Source organism: Nocardiopsis sp. LOL_012 (assembly GCF_048060475.1).
Classification (GTDB): domain Bacteria; phylum Actinomycetota; class Actinomycetes; order Streptosporangiales; family Streptosporangiaceae; genus Nocardiopsis.
The window spans coordinates 1-19,630 of the sequence record NZ_JBHMIV010000035.1 but is presented as its reverse complement, the minus strand read 5'-3'; the positions used below and the strand labels follow the sequence as shown (position 1 = coordinate 19,630).

Genomic DNA, 19,630 nt, shown 5'->3' with positions numbered 1-19,630 from the left:
CCCGCACCGCGGCGCCGCTCTCCCCGTCGGCACCGGGGCCGGTACGGTGTCCCCGTTCCGGGACACCGTACCGAGGGGGAGACCATGAGCGTCGACGTCCACTACACCCAGAGCGGCCCCGAAGGCGCCCCGCCGCTGGTGCTCGCCGGGTCCCTGGGCACCACGGCCCGCATGTGGGAGCCCCAGGCGGCGGCCCTGTCCGCGCGCTTTCGCGTGATCGCCATGGACCACCGGGGCCACGGCCGCTCTCCGGTCCCCGACGGGCCCTACACCATGGCCGACCTGGGCGGGGACGTCGTCCGCCTCCTGGACCGCCTGGGGATCGAGCGCGCCCACTACGCGGGCCTGTCCATCGGCGGCATGGTCGGCCAGTGGCTGGGCGTCCACGCCGCGGACCGGCTCGACCGCCTCGCGCTGCTGGCCACCTCCCCCTACGCGGGGCCGCCGACCGCCTGGCACGACCGCGCCGCCCTCGTCCGCGCCCAGGGCACGGCCGCCGTCGCCGACACCGTGGTGGAGCGCTGGTTCACCCCCGGCTACGCCAGCACCCACCCCGACGAGGCCGCACTGCTGCGCGACCAGATCGCCGCCACCGACCCCGAGGGCTACGCGGGCTGCTGCGAGGCCATCGCCGGCCACGACGTCCGCCGGGACCTGCCCGCCGTCACCGCACCCACCCTGGTGGTCGGCGGGGCGGACGACCCCGCCACACCCGTGGAGGGCAACGCCGACCTCATCGCCGAACGTGTTCCCGGTGCCCGCCTGGTGGTCCTCGACGACGCCGCGCACCTGCTGTCCTGGCAGCACAGCGCCGCGGTCAACACACTCCTCGCGGACCACTTCTCCGCCTGAGGGACGCACCGCCTCCGGTCAGCGCCTCACCACGACCGCGGCCGCCTCCCACACCGTGGCCGCCGGGTCGGCGGGCCGGGGCAGCGGGGACCGTTCGGGGTGGCGCCAGGTGGCGCAGTCCACCACGCGCGGTCCGGTGTCCCGGCCGTCGGAGTGGGCGCCCACGGCCTCCGAACCGCCGAAGGCCTCGGCCGGGCGGCCCGGGCAGCGCATCCCGCTGCCCGGGCCCAGGGCCGAACGGACCTGGCCGTCCATCCACGCCGCCAGCTCCCGGTCCTCGCAGACACCGTGGGAGAGGATCGCGTGCGAGCCCGGCGGCAACCGGTCCAGGAGCGCGGCCGCCCCCTCGAACGGGTCGTCTCCGCGGGGTGACAGGCGCAGCGGCCACCCGGCCGTCACGCACACCGGCAGTCCGGGGTCGATCCGCTCCAGGACCTCGGGACCGTCGAGGGCCCGCTCGGCCCCGCCCGGGCCGCCGAGCACGAACGCGGTCCGGCCGCCGTCGGTGGCCAGGGCCCGTCCGTGGGCGAGCACCACGGGATCGTCGCCCACGTAGACCACCCGCGCCGTGGGACGGACGGCCCGTACCGCGAGGTGGGTGACGTTGGCCGAGGGCAGCCCCGCCCCCAGGACGAGGAACTGCTCCACCCCCCGCGAGGCGACGTACTCCGTCGCCCGCCGGATGTAGGAGCGGTGTTCGTTGGCGACGGTGAACAGTTCCGGAACACGTTCCAGAAGGGCGTCGCACGCTTTACGATCGGCCTCGAAGTTGTCCTTGCCGCCGAGCAGGTAGTCGTACATCCGCACCGCGTCGGGGGTGTCCATGTCGATGTCCGGGGGGAAGCGATCGGCCATGTCTCGTTCGGAGCCCGCACCGGTCGGTGAACGGGGAGGGGCCCCTGCCTCCTTTGCTGGACGGTGCACCGCGCCAGGGGAGCCGCTCCCACGGCGGAGTGCACGGACAACGGGAACCGCGTCAGGAGGAACACGCCCGGCGCCGGATACCGGCGGGCGGCCTCCGTGAAGAAGCGTAATCGCCGCATCACGCTCGCGTCGGCGTTTTCCGAAGAATTTCGGCGGTGCTCATTCGCCTTTCGGAGTGGTATCCGCACCCGGGACCGGAAGGGTGTCGGCGACGGAGCCCGGAGCCGCGGCGCGCACGCGCCGTCCCGCCTCCCGCGGCAGGGACGGCGGGCCGGGCGGCTCCGGAGCCGCCCAGAACGCGGCGGCCCCCGTCGCACCGCTTCCCTCCCCGGGCCCGGCACCCTCGGCGGACCCCGGGCCCCCCTCCACGGAGGAGGCGCCGACCCGGGCGATCAGGGAGTCGCGTCCGCACCCCCACCACAGGGTCAGGGTGAACGGGTCCCGGTCGGCTTCGCTCCCCAGTACCGCCGCGGCCGTGCGCACGTGGGCGCACCGGCCGCCCCAGTGGTCGCACGAGCAGGTGGCCACGATCCCCTCCCACCCGCGCGGCACCAGGTCCAGGCCCAGGACCTCGAACACGCGCGCGGCGGCCGGGGGCAGGCCGCCGGAGAGCAGCCGGGCCCGGAACACCGGTTGCGAGGCCAGCGCCGCTCCCACACGGTCCCACTCGGGTCCGGCCAGCAGGGGCCGGATCAGGCTCACCTCGTGCCCGCCCCGCGCGTCGGCCACCCGCGCCAGCACCTCGCCCGGGCGCACCGACCACCGCTCCACCCGGACCCCGTCCGCCGGGCCGGCCGGCCCCAGCGCCGCCTCCACCAGTGCCGACCACGTCGCGCTCATCCGGCCACCGCCTCCGGGGCCAGGCGCACGACCTCGCGCAGGTCCGCCACCGACAGCCCCGCCAGCCACTGCTCCCCGTCGGCCACCGCGCCGTCGGCCAGCGCCCTCTTTCGTTCGATCATCTCGTCCACCCGCTCCTCGACGGTGCCCACGCACACCAGCTTGCGCACCTGGACGTCGCGCCGCTGCCCGATCCGGAACGCCCGGTCGGTGGCCTGGTCCTCCACCGCCGGGTTCCACCACCGGTCCACGTGCACCACGTGGTTGGCGGCGGTCAGGTTGAGCCCCGTCCCGGCCGCCTTGAGCGAGAGCAGGAACACCACCGGCCCCGGCGCCTCCTGGAAGCGCCGGGTGAGCTCCTCGCGCTCGGCGCGCGGCGTGCCCCCGTGCAGCCACAGCACCGGCACCCCCAGCCGGGAGCGCAGGTAGGGCGCCAGGCGCTCCCCGAAGCTCGTGTACTGGGTGAAGCACAGGGCCTTGTCCCCCTCGGCCGCGGCCGAGGCCAGGATCGCCTCCAACCGGTCCAGCTTGCCCGAGCGCCCGGCCAGCGCCGAGCCGTCCCCCAGGAACTGGGCCGGATGGTTGCAGATCTGCTTGAGCCGCGCCATCGCCGCCAGGACCAGGCCCTTGCGCTCCTTCTCGTCGGCCTCGGCCATGCGCTCGGCCGTGTGGTCGGCCACCGCCTTGTACAGCGAGGCCTGCTCGGGCGTGAGCGTGCACCAGGCACGCATCTCCAACTTCTCGGGCAGGTCGGCGATGACCGACCGGTCCGTCTTGACCCGGCGCAGCACGAACGGGCGAGTCAGGCGGCGCACCAGGCCCGTCGCCGCCTCGTCGCCGGACTCGGCGCGGTGGGCGATCGAGCGCTGGAAGCCCTCGGCCGACCCCAGCATCCCGGGGTTGGCGAAGTCCATGACCGACCACAGCTCGCCCAGGTTGTTCTCCACCGGGGTCCCGGTGAGCGCGATTCGCGCGGCGGCGGGCAGCGACCGCACCGCCCGGGCCTGGCGGGTGGTGCTGTTCTTCAGCGCCTGGGCCTCGTCGCACACCACCCGGTGCCAGGGCAGCGCGGCCATCTGCTCGCGGTCGCGCACCACCACGCCGTAGGTGGTCACCACCAGGTCGCAGCCGCCCACCAGGCGGGCCAGGGCGTTGCCGGTCGGGCGGTCGGGCCCGTGCTGGACGTGTACGCGCAGCCCGGGGGTGAACCGCTCGGCCTCGCGCACCCAGTTGCCCACCAGCGACACCGGGCACACCAGAAGGGTGGGGCCCGGGGAGGGGGAGGCGGAGCGCTCGTCGGCGAGCAGTGCCAGCAACTGCACGGTCTTGCCCAGCCCCATGTCGTCGGCGAGGACCGCCCCGAGCCCGAGCTCGCCGAGGAAGCGCAGCCACGAGGCGCCGCGGTCCTGGTACGGCCGCAGCGCCCCCTCGAACCCGGGGGGCGTGCCCATGGGCCGCAGTTCGGCGCCGGACCCGCCCTCCAGCAGGGCGCCGACCGCACCCTGGGCGACCACGTCGGTGACGGGCAGGGGAGCGGTTCCCGCGACGCCGATCGCGGTCCGCACCGCCTCACCCACCCCGGCCCTGCGCCGCCCGTGCCGCCGGAGCGCCTCCAGCGCGGACTCCACCCGGCCCGGGTCGATCTCCATCCACCGCCCGCGCACCCGCACCAGGGAGCGCTTGAGCCGCGCCAGTTCGGCCAGTTCGTCCAGCTCCTCCTCCGACAGCGGCCCGCCCTCCACCCCCCGCACCAGGGCCTGGAAGGACACGTGGACCAGGTCGGAGGCGCTCACCCCGCCGCGGCGCCGGGCCGGGGCCTCCTCGACGGTCATCCGCAGGGACAGCCCGTCGCCTCCGGCCCACTGCGGCAGGACCACGGGGAAGCCCGCGGCGCTCAGCGCCGGAGCGGCCCGGGCCACGAACGCCTCGGCTCCGGCGGTGTCCAGGAGCAGGCGCGCGGGCGCCAGGTCGCTCAGGGCGCGGCGCAGCGCGGGGTAGTGGCGTGCGGCCCGGCGCAGGTCGGCCAGGGCGGTGGTGCCCACGTCCGCGGGCAGCCAGGCGGCGCCCTCGCCCAGCCACACCTGTTCGAGGGGCAGCCGCAGCCCCGGGTCGGCGGTCGAGTCCACCCAGAACTCGACCGCCCACGGGGTGCCCCCCTCCGGTTCGCGCAGCACCAGCGACAACCGGGCCCGTCCGGCACCGCGCACCCGGGAGCGCCAGCGGCGCAGCGGTTCGCGCAGTGCAGCGGCGGTGCCTTCGTCCACACGGGACCCGGTGCCGGTCAGCGCCGCGGCGAGCCGGTGGGCCGGGCCGTCCCCCTCGCCGGAGCCCGGCCGGGTGCGGCGCCGGGCCACCGCGTCGGTGAGCAGTTCCGCGGGGGCGAGGACGCAGGTGCGCGCCCATTCCTGCGCGCCGGTGCCGGGCAGGTGGGCGCGCGCGGCGGCCGGAAGCGCGTCGGTGAGTGCGGACAGGTGGTCGGCGGCCTCGTCCACCGGCGCGGGCCGCCACCGGGCGCGCGGCGGGTCGCCCACCAGGTCGGGCAGGACGCATCCGGCGTCCACGAGCCGTTCGGCGAACCCGTGGACGGCCCGCAGGTGGGCCAGGGCCGGGCCGATCCGCACCTCCCCCTCGGCGGGGGCGGCCAGTGCCGCCAGCAGCGCGTCCGCGCGTGGCGCGTCCAGGCGCAGCGCCGGGACCCGCCAGGGGTCCAGGCGCGCGGGGCAGTGGTCGGCGCGGAGCGAGTGCGCCGGGGCGCCGCCGTCACCGGGCAGGGTGAGCACCACCTCGCCCGCCTCGGCGGACGGCGCCCTCCCGGCCCCCAGGGAGCCCAGCAGGGACCGCAGGGCACCGGTGTCCAGGGCGAAGGGGTGCTCACCCCGCCCGGCCGTGCGGACCTCCCCCGGCGGCGCCTCGCCCCACACCATGAGTGCGTCGCCCGCCCACACACCGTGCAGAACCCGCACCGCCGCCTCCTCGTCGTCGGCCTCCCAGTATGGGCGCCGCCCACGACAGTGCGGGACGCGGCCTGCGCGGGCAACGCCTCACAGGCGTTCGGGGACCTCGTTGCCGACCGCGACGATGCCCTCGCGCATCCGGGTGCGCCACAGCAGCACGCCGCCCAGGACGAAGAAGGCGATGAGGGACAGGATCGCCACCCGGTACCCGCCGGTCAGGCTCACCCCGATCGTGATGACCAGCGAGCCCAGGAACGACGATCCCCGGTCGGAGATCTGGAAGAGGCTGAAGTACTCCGCCTCGCGGCCCTTGGGGATGAGCTGCGAGTACAGTGACCGCGCCAGGGACTGCGTTCCGCCCAGCACGATGCCGATCCCCACGCCCATGGCGATGAACACGGGCACGTTCCCGGCCGGCATGAAGTAGGCGACGGTGACCAGCCCGCCCCAGACCACCAGGGTCGCCAGCACCGTGGCCTTGGAGCCCAACACGCGCGCCACCCTCCCGGTGAGGAACGCCCCGAAGAACGCGACGAACTGGATGATGAGGATGGTGGCCATCAGGACGTCCTGGCTCAGGAGCAGGTCCTGGGTGGCGAACGGCGCGGCGTAGCGGATCGCCGCCTGGACGCCGTCGTTGAAGAAGATGAAGGCCAGCAGGAACAGGATGGTGTTGGGGTACTTGCGCATGTCGCGCAGGGTGTGCCCGAACTGCCGCAGGGAGGCCCCCACCTTCGGCCGCCCCTGGCGCTTGAGCGCCAGGGCCCCGTAGCGGTTGCGCAGCGGCCTGATCGCGACCACGGTGAACCCGGCCCACCACAGCCCGACGGTGACGAAGGCGATCCGGGCCGCGTCGTCGGTGCCGATCCCCAGCGCCCCGGAGGACAGCACCAGCCCCAGGTGGGCGGCGAGCAGCAGGGCGCCGCCCAGGTAGCCGATCCCCCAGCCGGTGACCGACACCCGGTCGCGCTCGTCCGCCGTGGCGATCTCGGGCAGGAAGGCGTTGTAGACCACGATCGAGAGCCCGTACAGCACGTTGGCCAGCACGAACAGCACCGACGCCAGGTGGTAGCCGTCGGTGGCCGCGTACAGGCCGGTCGTGCACGCCGAGGCGGCGACGGCCAGGGTGAGCAGCCACTGCTTCTTGTGGCGGGACTGGTCGACCATCGCGCCGACCACCGGCAGCAGGAGGATCTGGAGCAGGATCGCCAGCGTGGTCAGGGCGGGGTAGAGGGCGTTGGGGTGCAGGGTGATCCAGTCCACCCCGAGCGGGGTGAGCGCCAGGGAGGAGTCCCGGCAGGACCCGGTGTCGGGCGCGCCCGCCGAGACACAGGCCAGGTTGCTCATGTAGGGGCCGATGAGGACGGTGACCACCGACGTCATGAACACCGAGTTGGCCCAGTCGTACATGTACCAGCCGCGCTGTTCGCGTCTGCGCTGCGCGGGGTCGGGGGAGGGGTCTGCGGTGGTCTGCGGTTCCGTGCCGTGGGACATGGGGGACTATCCGTTCTCGAAAGGGGTGCCGGCGGCGCCGTGCCACCGGCCGCGCCGGGTGAGGACCCGCTTGAGGCCGACGGTGTCGTCGGTGACGATGCCGTCGACCCCGGCGTCGAGCAGCCGGCCCATCACGCCGGTGTCGTTGACGGTCCACACGTGCACCTGGAGGCCGAGCCGGTGCGCGGTGCGGATCAGGTCCCGGCTCAGGACCGGGAACCTCCCCTGCCGCAGCGGGACCTGCGCGCAGACCGGGACCCGGCTGGCCAGGGCCCGCAGCAGGGGGGACAGGGAGGCCGACCACAGGCGGACCACGTCGACCGGGCCGCAGGAGGTGGCCACGGGCCGGTCGAACAGGCGGCGGGCCCGGTCCAGGCGGGCCTGGTCGAAGGAGCCCACGCAGACGCGGTCCCAGGCTCCGGTGCGCCGCAGCACCTCGCGCATGGGCTCGACGGCCGCGTCCGACTTCAGGTCGATGTTGAACCGTGCCTGGGGCCAGGAGCCCAGCAGGTCCTCCATGGCGGGCACCGGTTCGCGGCCCGCGACGCGGGCGCGCGAGACCTCCCGGTAGGGCAGGGAGCCGATCGCGCCGCTCATGTCGGTGGCGCGGTCCAGCGTGGGGTCGTGGAAGGCCATGAGGCGGCCGTCGCTCGTGGCGTGCACGTCGGTTTCGAGGTAGGTGTATCCGAGGTCGACGGCGTGTTGGAAGGCCGCCGCCGTGTTCTCCAGTTCGGTGCGCCGCACTCCCCGGCCGTCGGTGAGCCAGCCGCCGCGGTGGGCCAGGGCGATGGGGACGGGGGAGGAAAGGTAGGCGTTGGTCACGTGTGCAGTATGCCGCGTGTGACCGGTGGTAAGTCCAGCGCGATCAGGACGCGAAACCTGGAATTCCAGGTGACACGAACGCGGTCCGGGCGCCTCCTTGTAGGGGTGAAGGCACACGTCCTCGCCGTAGGAAGGGACCCCTCCGTGACCCACGAACGCCGCTGGCCGTGCCCGCGCCCCGTCTGCGACCGCCGCACCGCCGCCTGCCGTCCTGTCACCACCCCCGCCCGGACCCCGCTCCGTTCCGCGCGTGCCGCGCGCTGCGGCTCGCCCCTGGTGGGCCACCGCACCCCGGGCGATGTCCGCCTCCTGGCCCAGTGGATGGCGGAGGTCCTGGTGGGTCGCCGCCGGCCGGAGGCGATGCGCGACTTCGTGGCCGTGCCCGTGCGCGAGGAACTGCGCCGCCTGCGAGGGGCGGTCCCCTGCGAGCTCTCGCCCCGGCTGGAGCGCGTCTTCCACCAGCCGCACCCTCCCGCCTCCCTGGAGGTGAGCGCCGTGATCTCCTGCGACCGGCGTGCGCGGGCGTTCGCCTTCCGTGCCAGCCGTGAGGACGGGCGGTGGGTGTGCACCCACCTGGAGACCGACCTCTCCCGCGGATCCGGGTGAGCCGGTGCCGCCCCGGCCCCTGCCGGGCCGGGGCGGCGGAGCTCGGCTTCGCGGCAGCCCCGAGACCTTCCCGTAATCAAAGTGATGTGAATCACATTCTGGAGGCGCTTCAGGGGGTGGTCCGGTGGGGGCGCGCTCCCGTATCCCCGCAGTGGGCGGGGGTGTGGGAAGAGAGGGATCGCGCTGGTCAGGAGGGTTGCCCAAGGGGAGGTCACGAATAGGCATCGACCCCTTTGGGGGTGGTTTAGTCTCTTTTCAAGCCGGATTGCACTGAAGATCCCATAAAAGAGTTCAGTGTCCGGTTCCCGTCGTACTCTGCTCGCCCTCCGTCCTCACCTCACTTCCCACGAGCAGGGGCCGCCATCGACACCCGGGCCGCACGGCTCCGCGCCGCCGCACCGGATCCCCCGCCACACAGCGCCGCACGCCCCGGACGGGCGTGTCCTCGGCGCCGGTAGACGGGTGTGGGAGAAAGGCAGCCGATCCCATGACTCGCAACCCCAAGACCCGCACGCGCGGGGCCCGCCGCGGCGCCGCGGTCGGATGCGTCGCGGCCGGAGCCCTGCTGCTCTCCTCGGGCACCGCCCTGGCCGACACCACGGTCGAGCAGGCCCGGGAGCGCTACGAGGCGCTGCAGGAGGAGCTCTCGGCCCTCAACGAGGCCTACAACCAGGCCGAGGAGGACCACGCCGCGGCCGAGGCCGAACTGGCCGACGTCGAGGAACGGCTGGAGGAGGCCCAGGGGGAGCTGGACTCGATGTCCGGCGACGTGGGCAGTATCGTCCGCACCGCCTACACCGGCCAGACCCACGACCCGCTCGCCGTGCTCTTCGAGGGCGACCCGGACGCCTCCCTTCAGAGCATCGCCGACCTGAACTTCCTGTCGGAGGGCCAGCAGGCCGTCCTGGGCGACTACGTCACCGAGTTCGAGCACGCCGAACTCCTGCACGAGGCGGCCGACCGGGCCGAGACCGAGGCGGCCCAGGCCCTGGAGGATGCCGAGGCGGCCCGGGCCGCTGGGGAGACCGCCCTGGACGAGCAGGCCGAACTCCTGGAGGAACTGGGCGGCGCGGACCCGACCGCGGGCACGTCCTCCGCCTCCGGCGTGGACGTGGCCGTCTCCGGCGACGTCCAGGCCGTCCTGGACTTCGCACGCGCCCAGGTCGGCAAGCCCTACCAGTGGGGCGGCACCGGGCCCGACGCCTACGACTGCTCCGGCCTCGTCCAGGCCGCGTGGGCGCAGGCCGGGGTGAGCCTGCCGCGGACCACCTACGACCAGGTCAACGCCGGGACCCGCGTCTCGCGAGACCAGGTCCAACCCGGCGACCTGCTGTTCTTCTACGACGAGTCCGCGCCCAGCCACGTGGGCCTCTACTCCGGCAACGGCATGATGATCCACGGCTCCAACCCGGACAAGCCCCTGGAGGAGGTCGCACTGGCCGACTACTGGGACGGCGTCTTCACCTCCGCGGTGCGCGTCGGCTGATCGGGGCCTCCCCGAATCCGCAGCGTATGTCGGCCCGGGGCACGGTCCCCGGGCCGACGGCCGTACTCGCGGCGTCGGCACCGCGTGAACGCGGAGAACACGGCTATAGTGACTCTGTGTCACAGAATAAGCGCGTAGGGTCTCATGTCGACGGGGTGTCCCACCGCGGCCGGGTGGAACAGGTGCACAGCCGCGTCTACCGCAACGACTGGGGCGGACTGACCCCGCCGCGGATCGGACGCTGGGACCCCGAACTGCGGGTCAGCGTCGTCATCCCCGCCCGGGGCGGCCAGCGCCGCCTCGATCTCGCGCTGGCCTCCCTGGCCGCCCAGACCTACCCCGACCACCTGCTCGACGTGGTCGTCGTGGACGCGCACTCCTCGCCGCCCCTGCGCCTGCCCGTCCTGCGCCCGCGCCACTGCCGCATCCTGCCCGCCCTGGACGGGGCCCGGGGCTCCGGGTACGCGCGCGCCTACGGGGCACACGCCAGCTCCGGCGACATCCTCCTGTGGATGGACGCCGACATGGTCGCCTGCCCCGAGTTCGTCGAGGCCCAGGCCCGGTGGCACCACGTCCACGCCGAGACCGTGACCCTCGGCAGGGTCCGCTTCGCCGACACCGGTCCCGCCGACCCCGCAGACGTGCTCTCCCGCGTCCGCGCCGGAACCCTCCACGACATCCTGGAGACCGGCCGCCACCACGACTGGATCGAAGGCCTCCTGGCCGACAGCCGCGACCTGCGCGACGCCGACCACCTGGGCTTCCACGCCTACGTCGGGGCCGCCGCCGGCCTGCGGCGCAGCCTGTACGAGGCCGCCGGCGGCCTGGACCCCGACCTCGACCTGGGCCAGGACACCGAGTTCGGCTACCGGCTCTGGCAGGCGGGTGCCGTCATGGTGCCCGAACGCGCCGCCACCGCCTGGCACGTGGGCCGGGCCACCGCCGTCCGTACCCGCCTGCCCTCCGAGCGCTTCCGCACCGAACTGCTCGCCGAGTACATGCCCCACCCGCACGCCTACCGCGAACGCCTTCCCGAGCACCGGCGCCGGGTCCCGCTGGTGCACGCCGTCGTCGACGTCTCCGGAGCCCCCTACGACCTCGTCCGCGGCTGCGTCGACCGGATCCTCGACAGCGCCGAGACCGATCTGGCCCTCACCCTCGTCGCCGACTGGGAGGGCGCGGCGCGCGCCGCCGGCCCCCACCTGGACCTGCGCCTGGTCCAGGCCAACTACCTGCGCGAGCCCCGGGTGTCCTTCGCCTCCAACGCGCCCCGCACCGGGTTCCCCTCGCCCTTCCTGCTCCAGGTCCCCGTGGGGTGGGGCCTGGGCCAGGTGGCCCTGTCCCGGCTGCTGGCCAGCGCCGAACGCGCCCGCTCCGGGCTCACCGAACTCTTCCCCGCTGCCGCGTCCTCGGGCGAGCGCGCCGTGCGGCTCTGGCGCACCAGGGCGCTGGCCCGGGCCCTGCGCGTGCGCCGCGACGGCGAGGACCTGGGCGACGTGGTCGCCCAGCTGCACGGGCGCTACCGTATCCACGCGGGCGAGGAGACCCTGGCCGACCTGTCGCTGTACCGGTCGGTGCCACCGCCGCCGCGCCGACCGCCCGACCTGTCCCGGCCGGTCGAGGCGGCCCGCGCCGAGGAGGACGAGGGAGCCGACGGGCGCTCCGGACGGGGGCGCCCCCGGAGCGGGGCCGCCGCGCCCGGTGTGGGGCGGATCGTGGAGTGGCTCCGGGCCTGGCGCCACCCGGGCGGCCCCTCCGGGCACCGTTCCTGACGCGAGCGAGCCCCGGTGCCCAAGGGCGCCGGGGCTCCGGTTCCACCGGCTCTAGTTCCCGGTCGGCTTCACGATCGGGAAGAGCACGGTCTCCCGGATGTTCTTGCCGGTGAAGGCCATGAGCAGCCGGTCGATCCCGACCCCGACGCCAGCGGTCGGCGGCATGCCGTACTCCAGCGCCTGGAGGAAGTCCTCGTCGAGCTGCATCGCCTCGGGGTCGCCACCGGAGGCCATCAATCGCACTGGGCTCGTCCGGCGGCCCCGGCTTCGGCGAACAGGCCGCGTGAGTAGGCGACGGTCATGCCGCCGGGCTCACCGAGGCGGGGGTAGCTGTCAGTGAGGCGGGGCAGGACGGCGGCCTCGTCCATCCACGTCTGGGTGAACCAGGAGGGGACCTCGCTCAGAGCGCGTTGCAGGCGGGCGCGGGGGGCGTCGTAGTCCCCGGCGAGCAGGTGGGTGAGGACGGCACGCACCCGTGCCGGGTCGGGGAAGGTGTCGGCTTCCCTCCACCCGTTTTCGGCGTCACCGCGGGCGATCCGGTCCGCGACGGCGAACACCTGGCCCAGCAGCAACTCATCGCCCCCCTCACCCGCCACGACAGTGGTCGGCGGAGCCGGGCGGCGGGTGATGTGGCGCAGCATCGCCCAGTTGCGCCCCGCATAGGACCAGGCTTCTGGCTCATGCCCCATCGAGTAGGGGGCCGACAGCGGCAGCAGGTCGTTGGCGGGCAGCTCCTCGAAGTCCAACCCCGTCAGATCATCCCCCGAGACACCGGACGCCACTACGGGAGCGGTGGACCGTTCCGTCTGTACACGTTCGCCGATGAGCCATCCGTGGCCTCTGCGGAGTACATGACCGGGAAGGCGGTGATCAGCGATAAAGGCCGATATGAGGAGTGCGTGACCTCGTTCGGGCTTCTCCAGGGAGAGGCTCTGTCAGAGGCGGCGACGCTTCACATGCTGCGAGAGATGGTTGGACGATGACTGAAGAACGCGTGTGGCACAAGGCCAGCTACAGCAGTGGTAGCGGAAGTTGTGTCGAGGTTTCCGAGGGGGCTGACGCACTGGTCCGTGACACCCAGAACCGCGATCTGGGGCACCTTTCGGCTCCGGCTCAGGAGTGGGTGGCTCTGCTGGCTGCCGTGCGCGTCCAATAGCCCGCCAGCACGGACCGGCCCTGCCAGGTGTTGGCGGGGCCGATTCTCCATGCTGTGGTCTGGCCGTACCACGCGTGGTCCTCTTTCGGTCTCCGGAGCGCCCCCTGCTTCTCGGACCCGGCCAGGCCGCCGCGCCGCTCTGCGCGTCTTCGAACGCCCGGCAGCGAACGGACCGCTGACCGCCGCCCTGGACGGCAAGGCCCCGGCCGGTGCCCACACCCCGGGCGGCCGGGCCTTCCCGGTCGGCGCGATCGACCACGCCGACGGCGCCGCCCTCAGTCCTCCTCGGCGGTGATCGAGTCGATCGAGGCCAGCAACTGCTCGCGCAGCCGGTCGTTCACCGGCGCCGACCCGGTCTCCTCCGAGGCGTTGTCCTGCCCCTCCGGGCTGACGATGTAGCGCAGGAACGCCTGCACCTTCCCGGCCGCGTCGGCGTCGGGGTAGACCGAGCACACCACCTCGTAGCTCACCAGCACCATCGGGTAGGTGCCCGGCTCGGTCGTGCCGTAGTCCAGGTCCAGGGCCAGGTCGTGCTCACCGGTGCTGGTGTCGCTGAGCGGGGAACCCGCGACCACCTGGGCTGCGGCCTCGGGGGAGATCTCCACGAACTCGCCGCCCACCCCGAGGTTCACCGCCGACATGCCGTGCATGTGCGACATCTCCACATAGCCGATCGCGCCCTCGGTCCGCTTCACGGTGTCGGCGATACCGCTGTTGCCCTGCGCCGACTCACGCGGCCGGATCGGCCACTGCCCATCGGGCTCGTGCGGCCACGCCTCCGGGGCCGCCGCCGACAGGTAGCGGGTGAAGTTCTCCGTCGTCCCCGAGTCGTCGGACCGGTTGACCGGCGTGATCTCCAGGTCCGGCAGGTCCACGCCCGGGTTGGTCTCGGCGATCGCCGGGTCGTCCCAGCGCGTGATGTCCCGGTTGAAGATCCGCGCCAGGGTGTCCGGCGTCAGGTCCAGCGAGTCCACGCCCTCCAGCGTGAACACCGCCGCGATCGCCACCACGTAGGCGGGCAGGTTCAACGTGTCCGAACCCGCACAGCGCTCCCGCGCCTCGGCGTTCTCCTCCGGACCCATCGCCGCGTCGGTACCGGCGAAGTCCACAGCGTCGTCGATGAACTGGCTGCGCCCGCCGCCGGACCCGATCGAGTCGTAGTACACCCGCGCGCCCTCACACGCCGACTGGTACCCGGCGATCCACGTGGTCATCGCGTTCTCCTGGGCGCTGGACCCCGCCCCCGACAGGCTCCCGGAGAAGCACTCCAGGTCGTCGGGGACCGCCAGACCGGGCCCCCCGGGCACGGCCTCGTCACTGCCGCAGGCGGTCGCCGACAGCAGCAGGCCCGCCAGGGCCGCCGACGCCGCACCCCGGGCGCCTCGGCCGAAGGAACGGGCACGTTGGTTGGACACGGGCACGGCTCTTCTCACCTCTTCGTCGGTTCCGGTGGCCTGGGCACGTCGTGGCTGGTGGTGCGCGGCCCCCAAGGATTTAACCATCGCGTCACCGCACGGACGAACACGCCCCGGTGCGCAGCGGGCACCACTCGCCGCCTCCACCGTGCATGACTCGCGGACGGCGCGGGCACAGTCAAGCGTGATGAGCGCCCACAAGAGCATCCGAGAACCGGCCTCCACCTACCGCCTCCAGCTGCGGCCCGAGTTCGGCCTGGCCGACGCGGCGGCTCGGCTGGACCAGTTGAACCGCCTGGGCGCGGGCGCCGTCTACCTGTCCCCGATCCTGGCCGCCGCCCCCGGCTCCCAGCACGGCTACGACGTGGTCGACCCCACACGGGTCTCCCCGGCCCTGGGCGGCGACACCGCCCGCGAGGCCCTCGCCGTCAAGGCGCACGGCCTGGGCATGGGCGTGGTCGCCGACATCGTGCCCAACCACATGTGCGTCGCCGACCCCGCCGCCAACCCCTGGTGGTGGGACGTGCTCCGCCACGGCCGCGACTCCGCCTACGCCCGTTGCTTCGACATCGACTTCGACGCCGGCCCCCTGCTCATCCCGGTCCTGGCCGACGACGGTGACGGCGGCCGCGCCGCATTGGACCAGCTCACCATCGCCGACGGCGCGCTGGCCTACCACGACAAGCGCTACCCCCTCGCCCCCGGCACCCACGGCCCCGGTGAGACCGCCGACACCGTGCACCGGCGCCAGCACTACCGGCTCGTCTCCTGGCGCCGCGGCGACAGCGAACTCACCTACCGCCGCTTCTTCGACGTCAGCGAACTCGCCGCCGTCCGGGTCGAGGAACCCGGCGTCTTCGACGCCTCCCACGCCGAGATCCTGCGCTGGGCCGCGCTGGGCCAGCTCGACGGCCTGCGCGTGGACCACGTGGACGGCCTCACCGACCCCGGCGGCTACCTGCGCCGCCTCACCGAGCGCTTCGACGGGTGGGTGGTGGTCGAGAAGATCCTCGCCCCCGACGAGGCTCTGCCCGCCTCCTGGCCCGTGGACGGCACCACCGGCTACGACGCCCTGCGCGAGGTGTGCGGTGTCTTCACCGACCCCGCCGGAGAGGACGCGCTCACCGCCCTGGCCGTCGAGGAGGGTGTGGAGACCGACACCGACGCCGTCGACACCCGCGCCCGCCGCCAGGCCGCCGCAGGCCTCCTGCACGCCGAGGTGCGCCGCATCGCCGCCCTGCTGCCCGCCCAGCCCCCGGAGAACACCCCCCGCCCCTCCGGCATGGCCGTGCGCCAGCGCGAGGACGCCGTCACCGAACTCCTGTGCTCCTTCGACGTCTACCGCTCCTACCTCCCCGAGGGCGAGGACGCCTGGACCCGGGCCGTCCACCGCGCCGCCGACCGCAGACCCGACCTCGCCCACGACCTGTACGCCATCGACCGGCGCGTACGCGAGGACCCCGACGGCGAGCCCGCCCGTCGCATCCAGCAGACCAGCGGCATGGTCACCGCCATGGGCACCGAGAACACCGCCTTCTACCGCGGCACCCGCTTCACCGCCCTCAACGAGGTCGGCGGCGACCCGGCCCTGTTCTCCGTCCCGCCCGAGGAGTTCCACCAGCGCGCCGCCCACCGCGAGGCCACCGCCCCCCGCACCATGACCACCCTGTCCACCCACGACACCAAGCGCTCCGAGGACGTGCGCGCCCGCCTGGCCGCCCTCACCGAGATCGCCGACGACTTCACCGCCGCCGTGCGCCGCTGGACCGAGCGGTGCCCCCTGCCCGAGCCCTCCCTCAACCTCCTGGGTTGGCAGACCCTCGTCGGCGCCTGGCCCATCAGCACCGAACGCCTCACCGCCTACCTGCTCAAAGCCGCCAAGGAGGCCCGCCTGGGCACCTCCTGGACCGACCCCGACCCCGGTTTCGAGGAGCACGTGCGCGCCTGGCCCGACCGGGTCCTGGGCGACGTCGCCCTGCGCGGCGAGGTCGCCGCCCTCGTCGACCGGGTCGAAGGCGCCGGATGGAGCAACTCCCTCGGCCAGAAGGCCCTGCACCTCCTCGGCCCCGGCGTCCCCGACCTCTACCAGGGCACCGAACTGTGGGACCTGTCCCTGGTCGACCCCGACAACCGCCGCCCCGTCGACTGGGACACCCGCGACGACCTCCTCAGCCGCGTCGAACGCGGCTGGCGCCCGCCCGTGGACGCGACCGGCGCCGCCAAACTCCACCTCGTCCGCGCCTGCCTGCACGCCCGCCGCGACCTGCGCCCCACCGGCTACCTGCCGCTCACCGCCACCGGACCGGCCGCCGCCCACGCCGTCGCCTTCGCCCGCACCTCCGCCTGGGGCCGCTTCCCCGACCTGGCCGCCGTCGCTACCCGGCTGCCGCTCACCCTGGCCGACACGGGCGGCTGGCGCGACACCGTCCTGCCGCTGCCCTCGGGCCCCGGCACCTGGACCGACCGCCTCACCGGCCGCGCCGTCGCGCCCGTGCGCAGCGACGGCTTCACCGCCGCGCCCCTGGCCGACCTGCTCGACCACTACCCCGTCGCCGTCCTGGTCCGCGAGTAGGCACCGGCTCCTTGGTTTTCGCGTGACCCCGCTCCGGGCATGGTGGGTTACACCGTGAACCGTCCCGAACAGGGGAGATGAGACCGGTGCCCGGTAGAAGCGAACTCCCCGCGACCCTCCAGAGGTCGCCGCAGAAGGCCCAGGACACCTGGGTCAAGGCCCACGACTCGGCCGTCGAACAGTACGGGGAGGGCGAACGCGCGCACCGCGTCGCGTTCGCGGCGGTCAAGCACGAGTTCGAGAAGTACGGCGACCGGTGGGTGCCCAAGCAGCGCAGCGGCCCCTCCGACGCCCAGGCCGAGAACCCGGAGGCGGGACGCGGCCGCGACCTGCCGACCGCCGGAGGCGTCGACGCCAACGCCACCAAGGAACACCTCTACGCACAGGCCAGGGACCTGGGGATCCAGGGCCGCTCGTCCATGGACAAGGACGAACTCGTGGAGGCCCTGCGCAGGGAGAGCGAACGGCGCACCTCCGGCTCCGGCGGCACGACCTGATACGGGAGGCAGACATGAAGGTCGGCTACAAGCTCTTCGCGGAGGGGTACGGGCCCCGCGAGATCGTCGACCAGGCGATCCGCGCCGAACAGGCCGGATTCGACTTCGTCGAGGTCAGTGACCACTTCCACCCCTGGCTGTTCGACCACGGGCACGCCGGGTTCGTGTGGTCGATGCTCGCCGCCATGGCCGAGCGCACCGACACCGTCGGACTCGCCACCGGTGTGACCTGCCCGATCCTGCGCGTGCACCCGGCGATCGTCGCGCAGGCCGCCGCGACCACGGCCATCCTCTCCGACGGGCGGTTCAGCCTCGGGCTGGGCTCCGGCGAGCGCCTGAACGAGCACGTGGTCGGCCAGGGATGGCCGAACGTCGCCACGCGCCACGAGATGCTGAGGGAGGCGATCGAGATCATCCGCCTCCTCTGGTCCGGCGGATACCACTCCTACCGGGGCAGGCACCTGGCGCTGGAGGACGCCCGGGTGTTCGACCTCCCCGACGAGCCGCCGCCGATCCTGGTGGCCGCGGGCGGCCCCCGCGCCGCCGCCCTGGCCGCCGAACTCGGCGACGGCCTCTTCTGCACGGAACCCGAGCGCGAACTCACCAGGGTGTACGAGGACGGCGGCGGCACCGGGCCGCGCTACGCCGAAGTGCCCCTGGCCTGGGCCGACAGCGAGCAGGGCGCTCTGGAGTCGGCCCGTGCGATGTTCCGTTTCGGGGCCACCGGATGGAAGGTGCAGGCCGAACTGCCCAACCCCGTGAACTTCGAGGCCGCCACCGCGTTCGTCGGCGAGGAGGAGATGGCCGACACCTTCGGCCACGGGCCCGACCCCGACCGCCACCTGGAGGTCGTCTCCCGGTTCGCCGACGCCGGCTTCGACCACCTGTGCCTGATCAACGCCGGCCCCGACCCGCAGGGGTTCTTCACGTTCTTCGAGACCGAACTCGCCGAGCCCCTGCGGCGGATGGGCGTACGCACCTGACACGCCGGGCCGTGAACGCGAACGGGGTCCGCACGAACCGTGCGGACCCCGCCGTCGTTCCGGCCGGGGGTCAGACCCGGTTGCCGCCGATGGTCACCACGAGCTGGCCGTCACCGGTGAAGGACCAGTCCAGCCCGCCGCTGTAGGACGAGCAGCGCGACCCGTTCGACCCGTTCCAGAACTGGTTGGAGCCGTCGGCGTCGCCGTAGTACCGGTCGGTGGAGCCGCCGTCGCAGGAGGTGTTGTCCCGGAAGTAGGACGACCCGCCGTCGAAGTTGAAGTTGCGGACCTCGTTGCCGACGCTCACGTTGCCCACCACCGTCATCGGCCCCGGGTTGCGGTTGTAGGTGAACCCGTGCTTGCCGTTGTCGTAGGCCACGTTGTTCCTGATCACGTGCCGGACCGAGATGTCCTCGCCGCCGAGCTTGAACCCGTTGCGGTCGCCGCTGGCGTTCTGTGTCCCGTCGCTGAGCGTGCCGTTGCCGTAGGCCAGCGAGTCCTCGATGGTCACCGCGCCGATCGCGCCGGTCTCGGTCTTGGTGTACAGGTCCCAGCCGTCGTCGATGTTGTGGTGGGCCACCGTGTCGCGGAACACGTTGCCCTCACCGGAGGTCAGCTTGGCCGCGAACCCGTCGGCGTCCTCGCCGTCGGAGTCGGCGTTGTCGTGGGAGACCGAGGACACCACGAGGTTGTGCGCGGGCCACTGGCTGCGCGGCGTGCTGGAGGAGGCACGCGAGATCTGCAGACCGGTGTCGTGGTTGAAGCGGGTGGTGGTGCCCTCCACGATGTTGTGGCTGCCGCCGATGGAGATGCCGTTGTCCCCGGCGTGCTCCACGACCAGGCCGCGCAGGTGCCAGTAGGAGGCGTTCAGCGACAGGCCGCGGTTGGAGGAGTTCTCGCTCTGCGCGGAGAAGTTCAGCACCGGCGTCTCACCCGGGTAGGCCGACAGCAGTGTGCGTCCGCTGGAGCTGCCGCCGTTGCCGCCGATGGTGACGGTCTGGGACAGGCGGTAGGTGCCGCCGCGCAGGTAGATGGTGCCGCCGGGGTCGACGCGGTCGATCGCGGAGGTGAGCGTGGTCGGGTTCGACGCGCTGCCGGAGGCGCCGCTGCTGCCGCCGGGCGCGGCGTGGATCGCCGAACCGTCCGGCGGATCGGTCGGCTCGGGCGGGTCCGTGGGGCCGGTGCCGCCGTCGACTTCGATGAGGTCCCAGATCTGGCTGGCGCCGTCGTGGGGGTCCCACTGGGAGAGGCGGTCGC

Annotated in this window: 17 protein-coding genes and 1 pseudogene; 9 read left to right on the top strand and 9 right to left on the bottom strand. The window is 73.6% G+C overall.

The features are described 5' to 3' along the window. The first annotated feature begins 84 nt into the window (after positions 1-84). A complete protein-coding gene (gene pcaD, locus ACFHWE_RS19345; protein ID WP_416603086.1) occupies positions 85-852 on the top strand; it encodes a 3-oxoadipate enol-lactonase in 768 nt (255 codons plus the stop codon). An 18-nt stretch (positions 853-870) separates the two neighbouring features. Here pcaD and ACFHWE_RS19340 read toward each other — a convergent pair whose 3' ends face one another. The 5 genes from ACFHWE_RS19340 to ACFHWE_RS19320 all read right to left on the bottom strand — a co-directional run bounded on the left by ACFHWE_RS19340 (position 871) and on the right by ACFHWE_RS19320 (position 7,886). After that, positions 871-1,707, bottom strand: coding sequence for an SAM-dependent methyltransferase (locus ACFHWE_RS19340; protein ID WP_416603085.1), 837 nt, complete (start codon positions 1,705-1,707; stop codon positions 871-873). 228 nt (positions 1,708-1,935) lie between these two features. Then, complete coding sequence (locus tag ACFHWE_RS19335) at positions 1,936-2,616, bottom strand: hypothetical protein (RefSeq protein WP_416603084.1); 681 nt, start codon at positions 2,614-2,616, stop codon at positions 1,936-1,938. After that, complete coding sequence (locus ACFHWE_RS19330; RefSeq protein ID WP_416603083.1) at positions 2,613-5,579, bottom strand: DEAD/DEAH box helicase; 2,967 nt, start codon at positions 5,577-5,579, stop codon at positions 2,613-2,615. The genes ACFHWE_RS19335 and ACFHWE_RS19330 overlap by 4 nt, the downstream gene beginning before the upstream one ends. Positions 5,580-5,657: 78 nt before the next feature. After that, positions 5,658-7,064, bottom strand: a complete 1,407-nt coding sequence (locus ACFHWE_RS19325; protein WP_416603082.1) for an MFS transporter — start codon at positions 7,062-7,064, stop codon at positions 5,658-5,660. A gap of 6 nt (positions 7,065-7,070) precedes the next feature. Next, a complete protein-coding gene (locus ACFHWE_RS19320; RefSeq protein ID WP_416603081.1) occupies positions 7,071-7,886 on the bottom strand; it encodes a glycerophosphodiester phosphodiesterase in 816 nt (271 codons plus the stop codon). Between the two features lie 144 nt (positions 7,887-8,030). On the opposite strand from ACFHWE_RS19320, the gene ACFHWE_RS19315 reads away from it, so the two are divergent. The 3 genes from ACFHWE_RS19315 (at position 8,031) to ACFHWE_RS19305 (ending at position 11,750) form a co-directional block, all read left to right on the top strand. Continuing rightward, on the top strand, positions 8,031-8,492 hold the full coding sequence (locus tag ACFHWE_RS19315) for an Rv3235 family protein (RefSeq protein WP_416603080.1): 462 nt from the start codon (positions 8,031-8,033) through the stop codon (positions 8,490-8,492). A gap of 487 nt (positions 8,493-8,979) precedes the next feature. Then, the gene (locus ACFHWE_RS19310) at positions 8,980-9,978 is read left to right on the top strand and encodes an NlpC/P60 family protein (protein ID WP_416603079.1); all 999 of its coding nucleotides are present in this window, start codon (positions 8,980-8,982) and stop codon (positions 9,976-9,978) included. A gap of 173 nt (positions 9,979-10,151) precedes the next feature. Further along, positions 10,152-11,750 (top strand): glycosyltransferase, encoded by a 1,599-nt coding sequence (locus ACFHWE_RS19305; RefSeq protein ID WP_416603078.1) that lies wholly within the window; start codon positions 10,152-10,154, stop codon positions 11,748-11,750. A 51-nt stretch (positions 11,751-11,801) separates the two neighbouring features. On the opposite strand, the pseudogene ACFHWE_RS19300 reads toward ACFHWE_RS19305, so the two are convergent. Both ACFHWE_RS19300 and ACFHWE_RS19295 read right to left on the bottom strand, forming a co-directional pair. Beyond that, positions 11,802-11,990 (bottom strand): annotated as a pseudogene (locus ACFHWE_RS19300) (amino acid--tRNA ligase-related protein); the annotation flags it as partial. Next, positions 11,984-12,532 carry a hypothetical protein gene (locus ACFHWE_RS19295; protein ID WP_416603122.1) on the bottom strand — a complete coding sequence of 183 codons (549 nt, stop codon included), beginning with the start codon at positions 12,530-12,532 and terminating at the stop codon, positions 11,984-11,986. The pseudogene ACFHWE_RS19300 and the gene ACFHWE_RS19295, both read right to left, overlap by 7 nt. Between ACFHWE_RS19295 and ACFHWE_RS19290 the strand changes: the two genes are divergently transcribed. Continuing rightward, complete coding sequence (locus tag ACFHWE_RS19290; RefSeq protein WP_416603077.1) at positions 12,431-12,733, top strand: Scr1 family TA system antitoxin-like transcriptional regulator; 303 nt, start codon at positions 12,431-12,433, stop codon at positions 12,731-12,733. The two genes, ACFHWE_RS19295 and ACFHWE_RS19290, sit on opposite strands and share 102 nt — an antisense overlap. Next, entirely contained in the window at positions 12,730-12,906 is a 177-nt protein-coding gene (locus ACFHWE_RS19285; RefSeq protein WP_416603076.1) for a DUF397 domain-containing protein, read from the top strand. The genes ACFHWE_RS19290 and ACFHWE_RS19285 overlap by 4 nt, the downstream gene beginning before the upstream one ends. A 275-nt stretch (positions 12,907-13,181) precedes the next feature. Here ACFHWE_RS19285 and pstS read toward each other — a convergent pair whose 3' ends face one another. Next, positions 13,182-14,327 carry a phosphate ABC transporter substrate-binding protein PstS gene (gene pstS / locus ACFHWE_RS19280; protein WP_416603075.1) on the bottom strand — a complete coding sequence of 382 codons (1,146 nt, stop codon included), beginning with the start codon at positions 14,325-14,327 and terminating at the stop codon, positions 13,182-13,184. Between the two features lie 181 nt (positions 14,328-14,508). Between pstS and treY the strand changes: the two genes are divergently transcribed. The 3 genes from treY (at position 14,509) to ACFHWE_RS19265 (ending at position 18,373) form a co-directional block, all read left to right on the top strand. Then, a complete protein-coding gene (gene treY, locus ACFHWE_RS19275) occupies positions 14,509-16,893 on the top strand; it encodes a malto-oligosyltrehalose synthase (protein ID WP_416603074.1) in 2,385 nt (794 codons plus the stop codon). A gap of 86 nt (positions 16,894-16,979) precedes the next feature. Next, complete coding sequence (locus ACFHWE_RS19270; RefSeq protein ID WP_416603073.1) at positions 16,980-17,390, top strand: ChaB family protein; 411 nt, start codon at positions 16,980-16,982, stop codon at positions 17,388-17,390. A gap of 14 nt (positions 17,391-17,404) precedes the next feature. Next, positions 17,405-18,373 carry a TIGR03557 family F420-dependent LLM class oxidoreductase gene (locus ACFHWE_RS19265; RefSeq protein ID WP_416603072.1) on the top strand — a complete coding sequence of 323 codons (969 nt, stop codon included), beginning with the start codon at positions 17,405-17,407 and terminating at the stop codon, positions 18,371-18,373. A 70-nt stretch (positions 18,374-18,443) separates the two neighbouring features. Here ACFHWE_RS19265 and ACFHWE_RS19260 read toward each other — a convergent pair. Continuing rightward, positions 18,444-19,630, bottom strand: a 1,187-nt coding sequence (locus ACFHWE_RS19260; protein WP_416603071.1) for a silent information regulator protein Sir2, incomplete at its 5' end; no start/stop codon positions are given.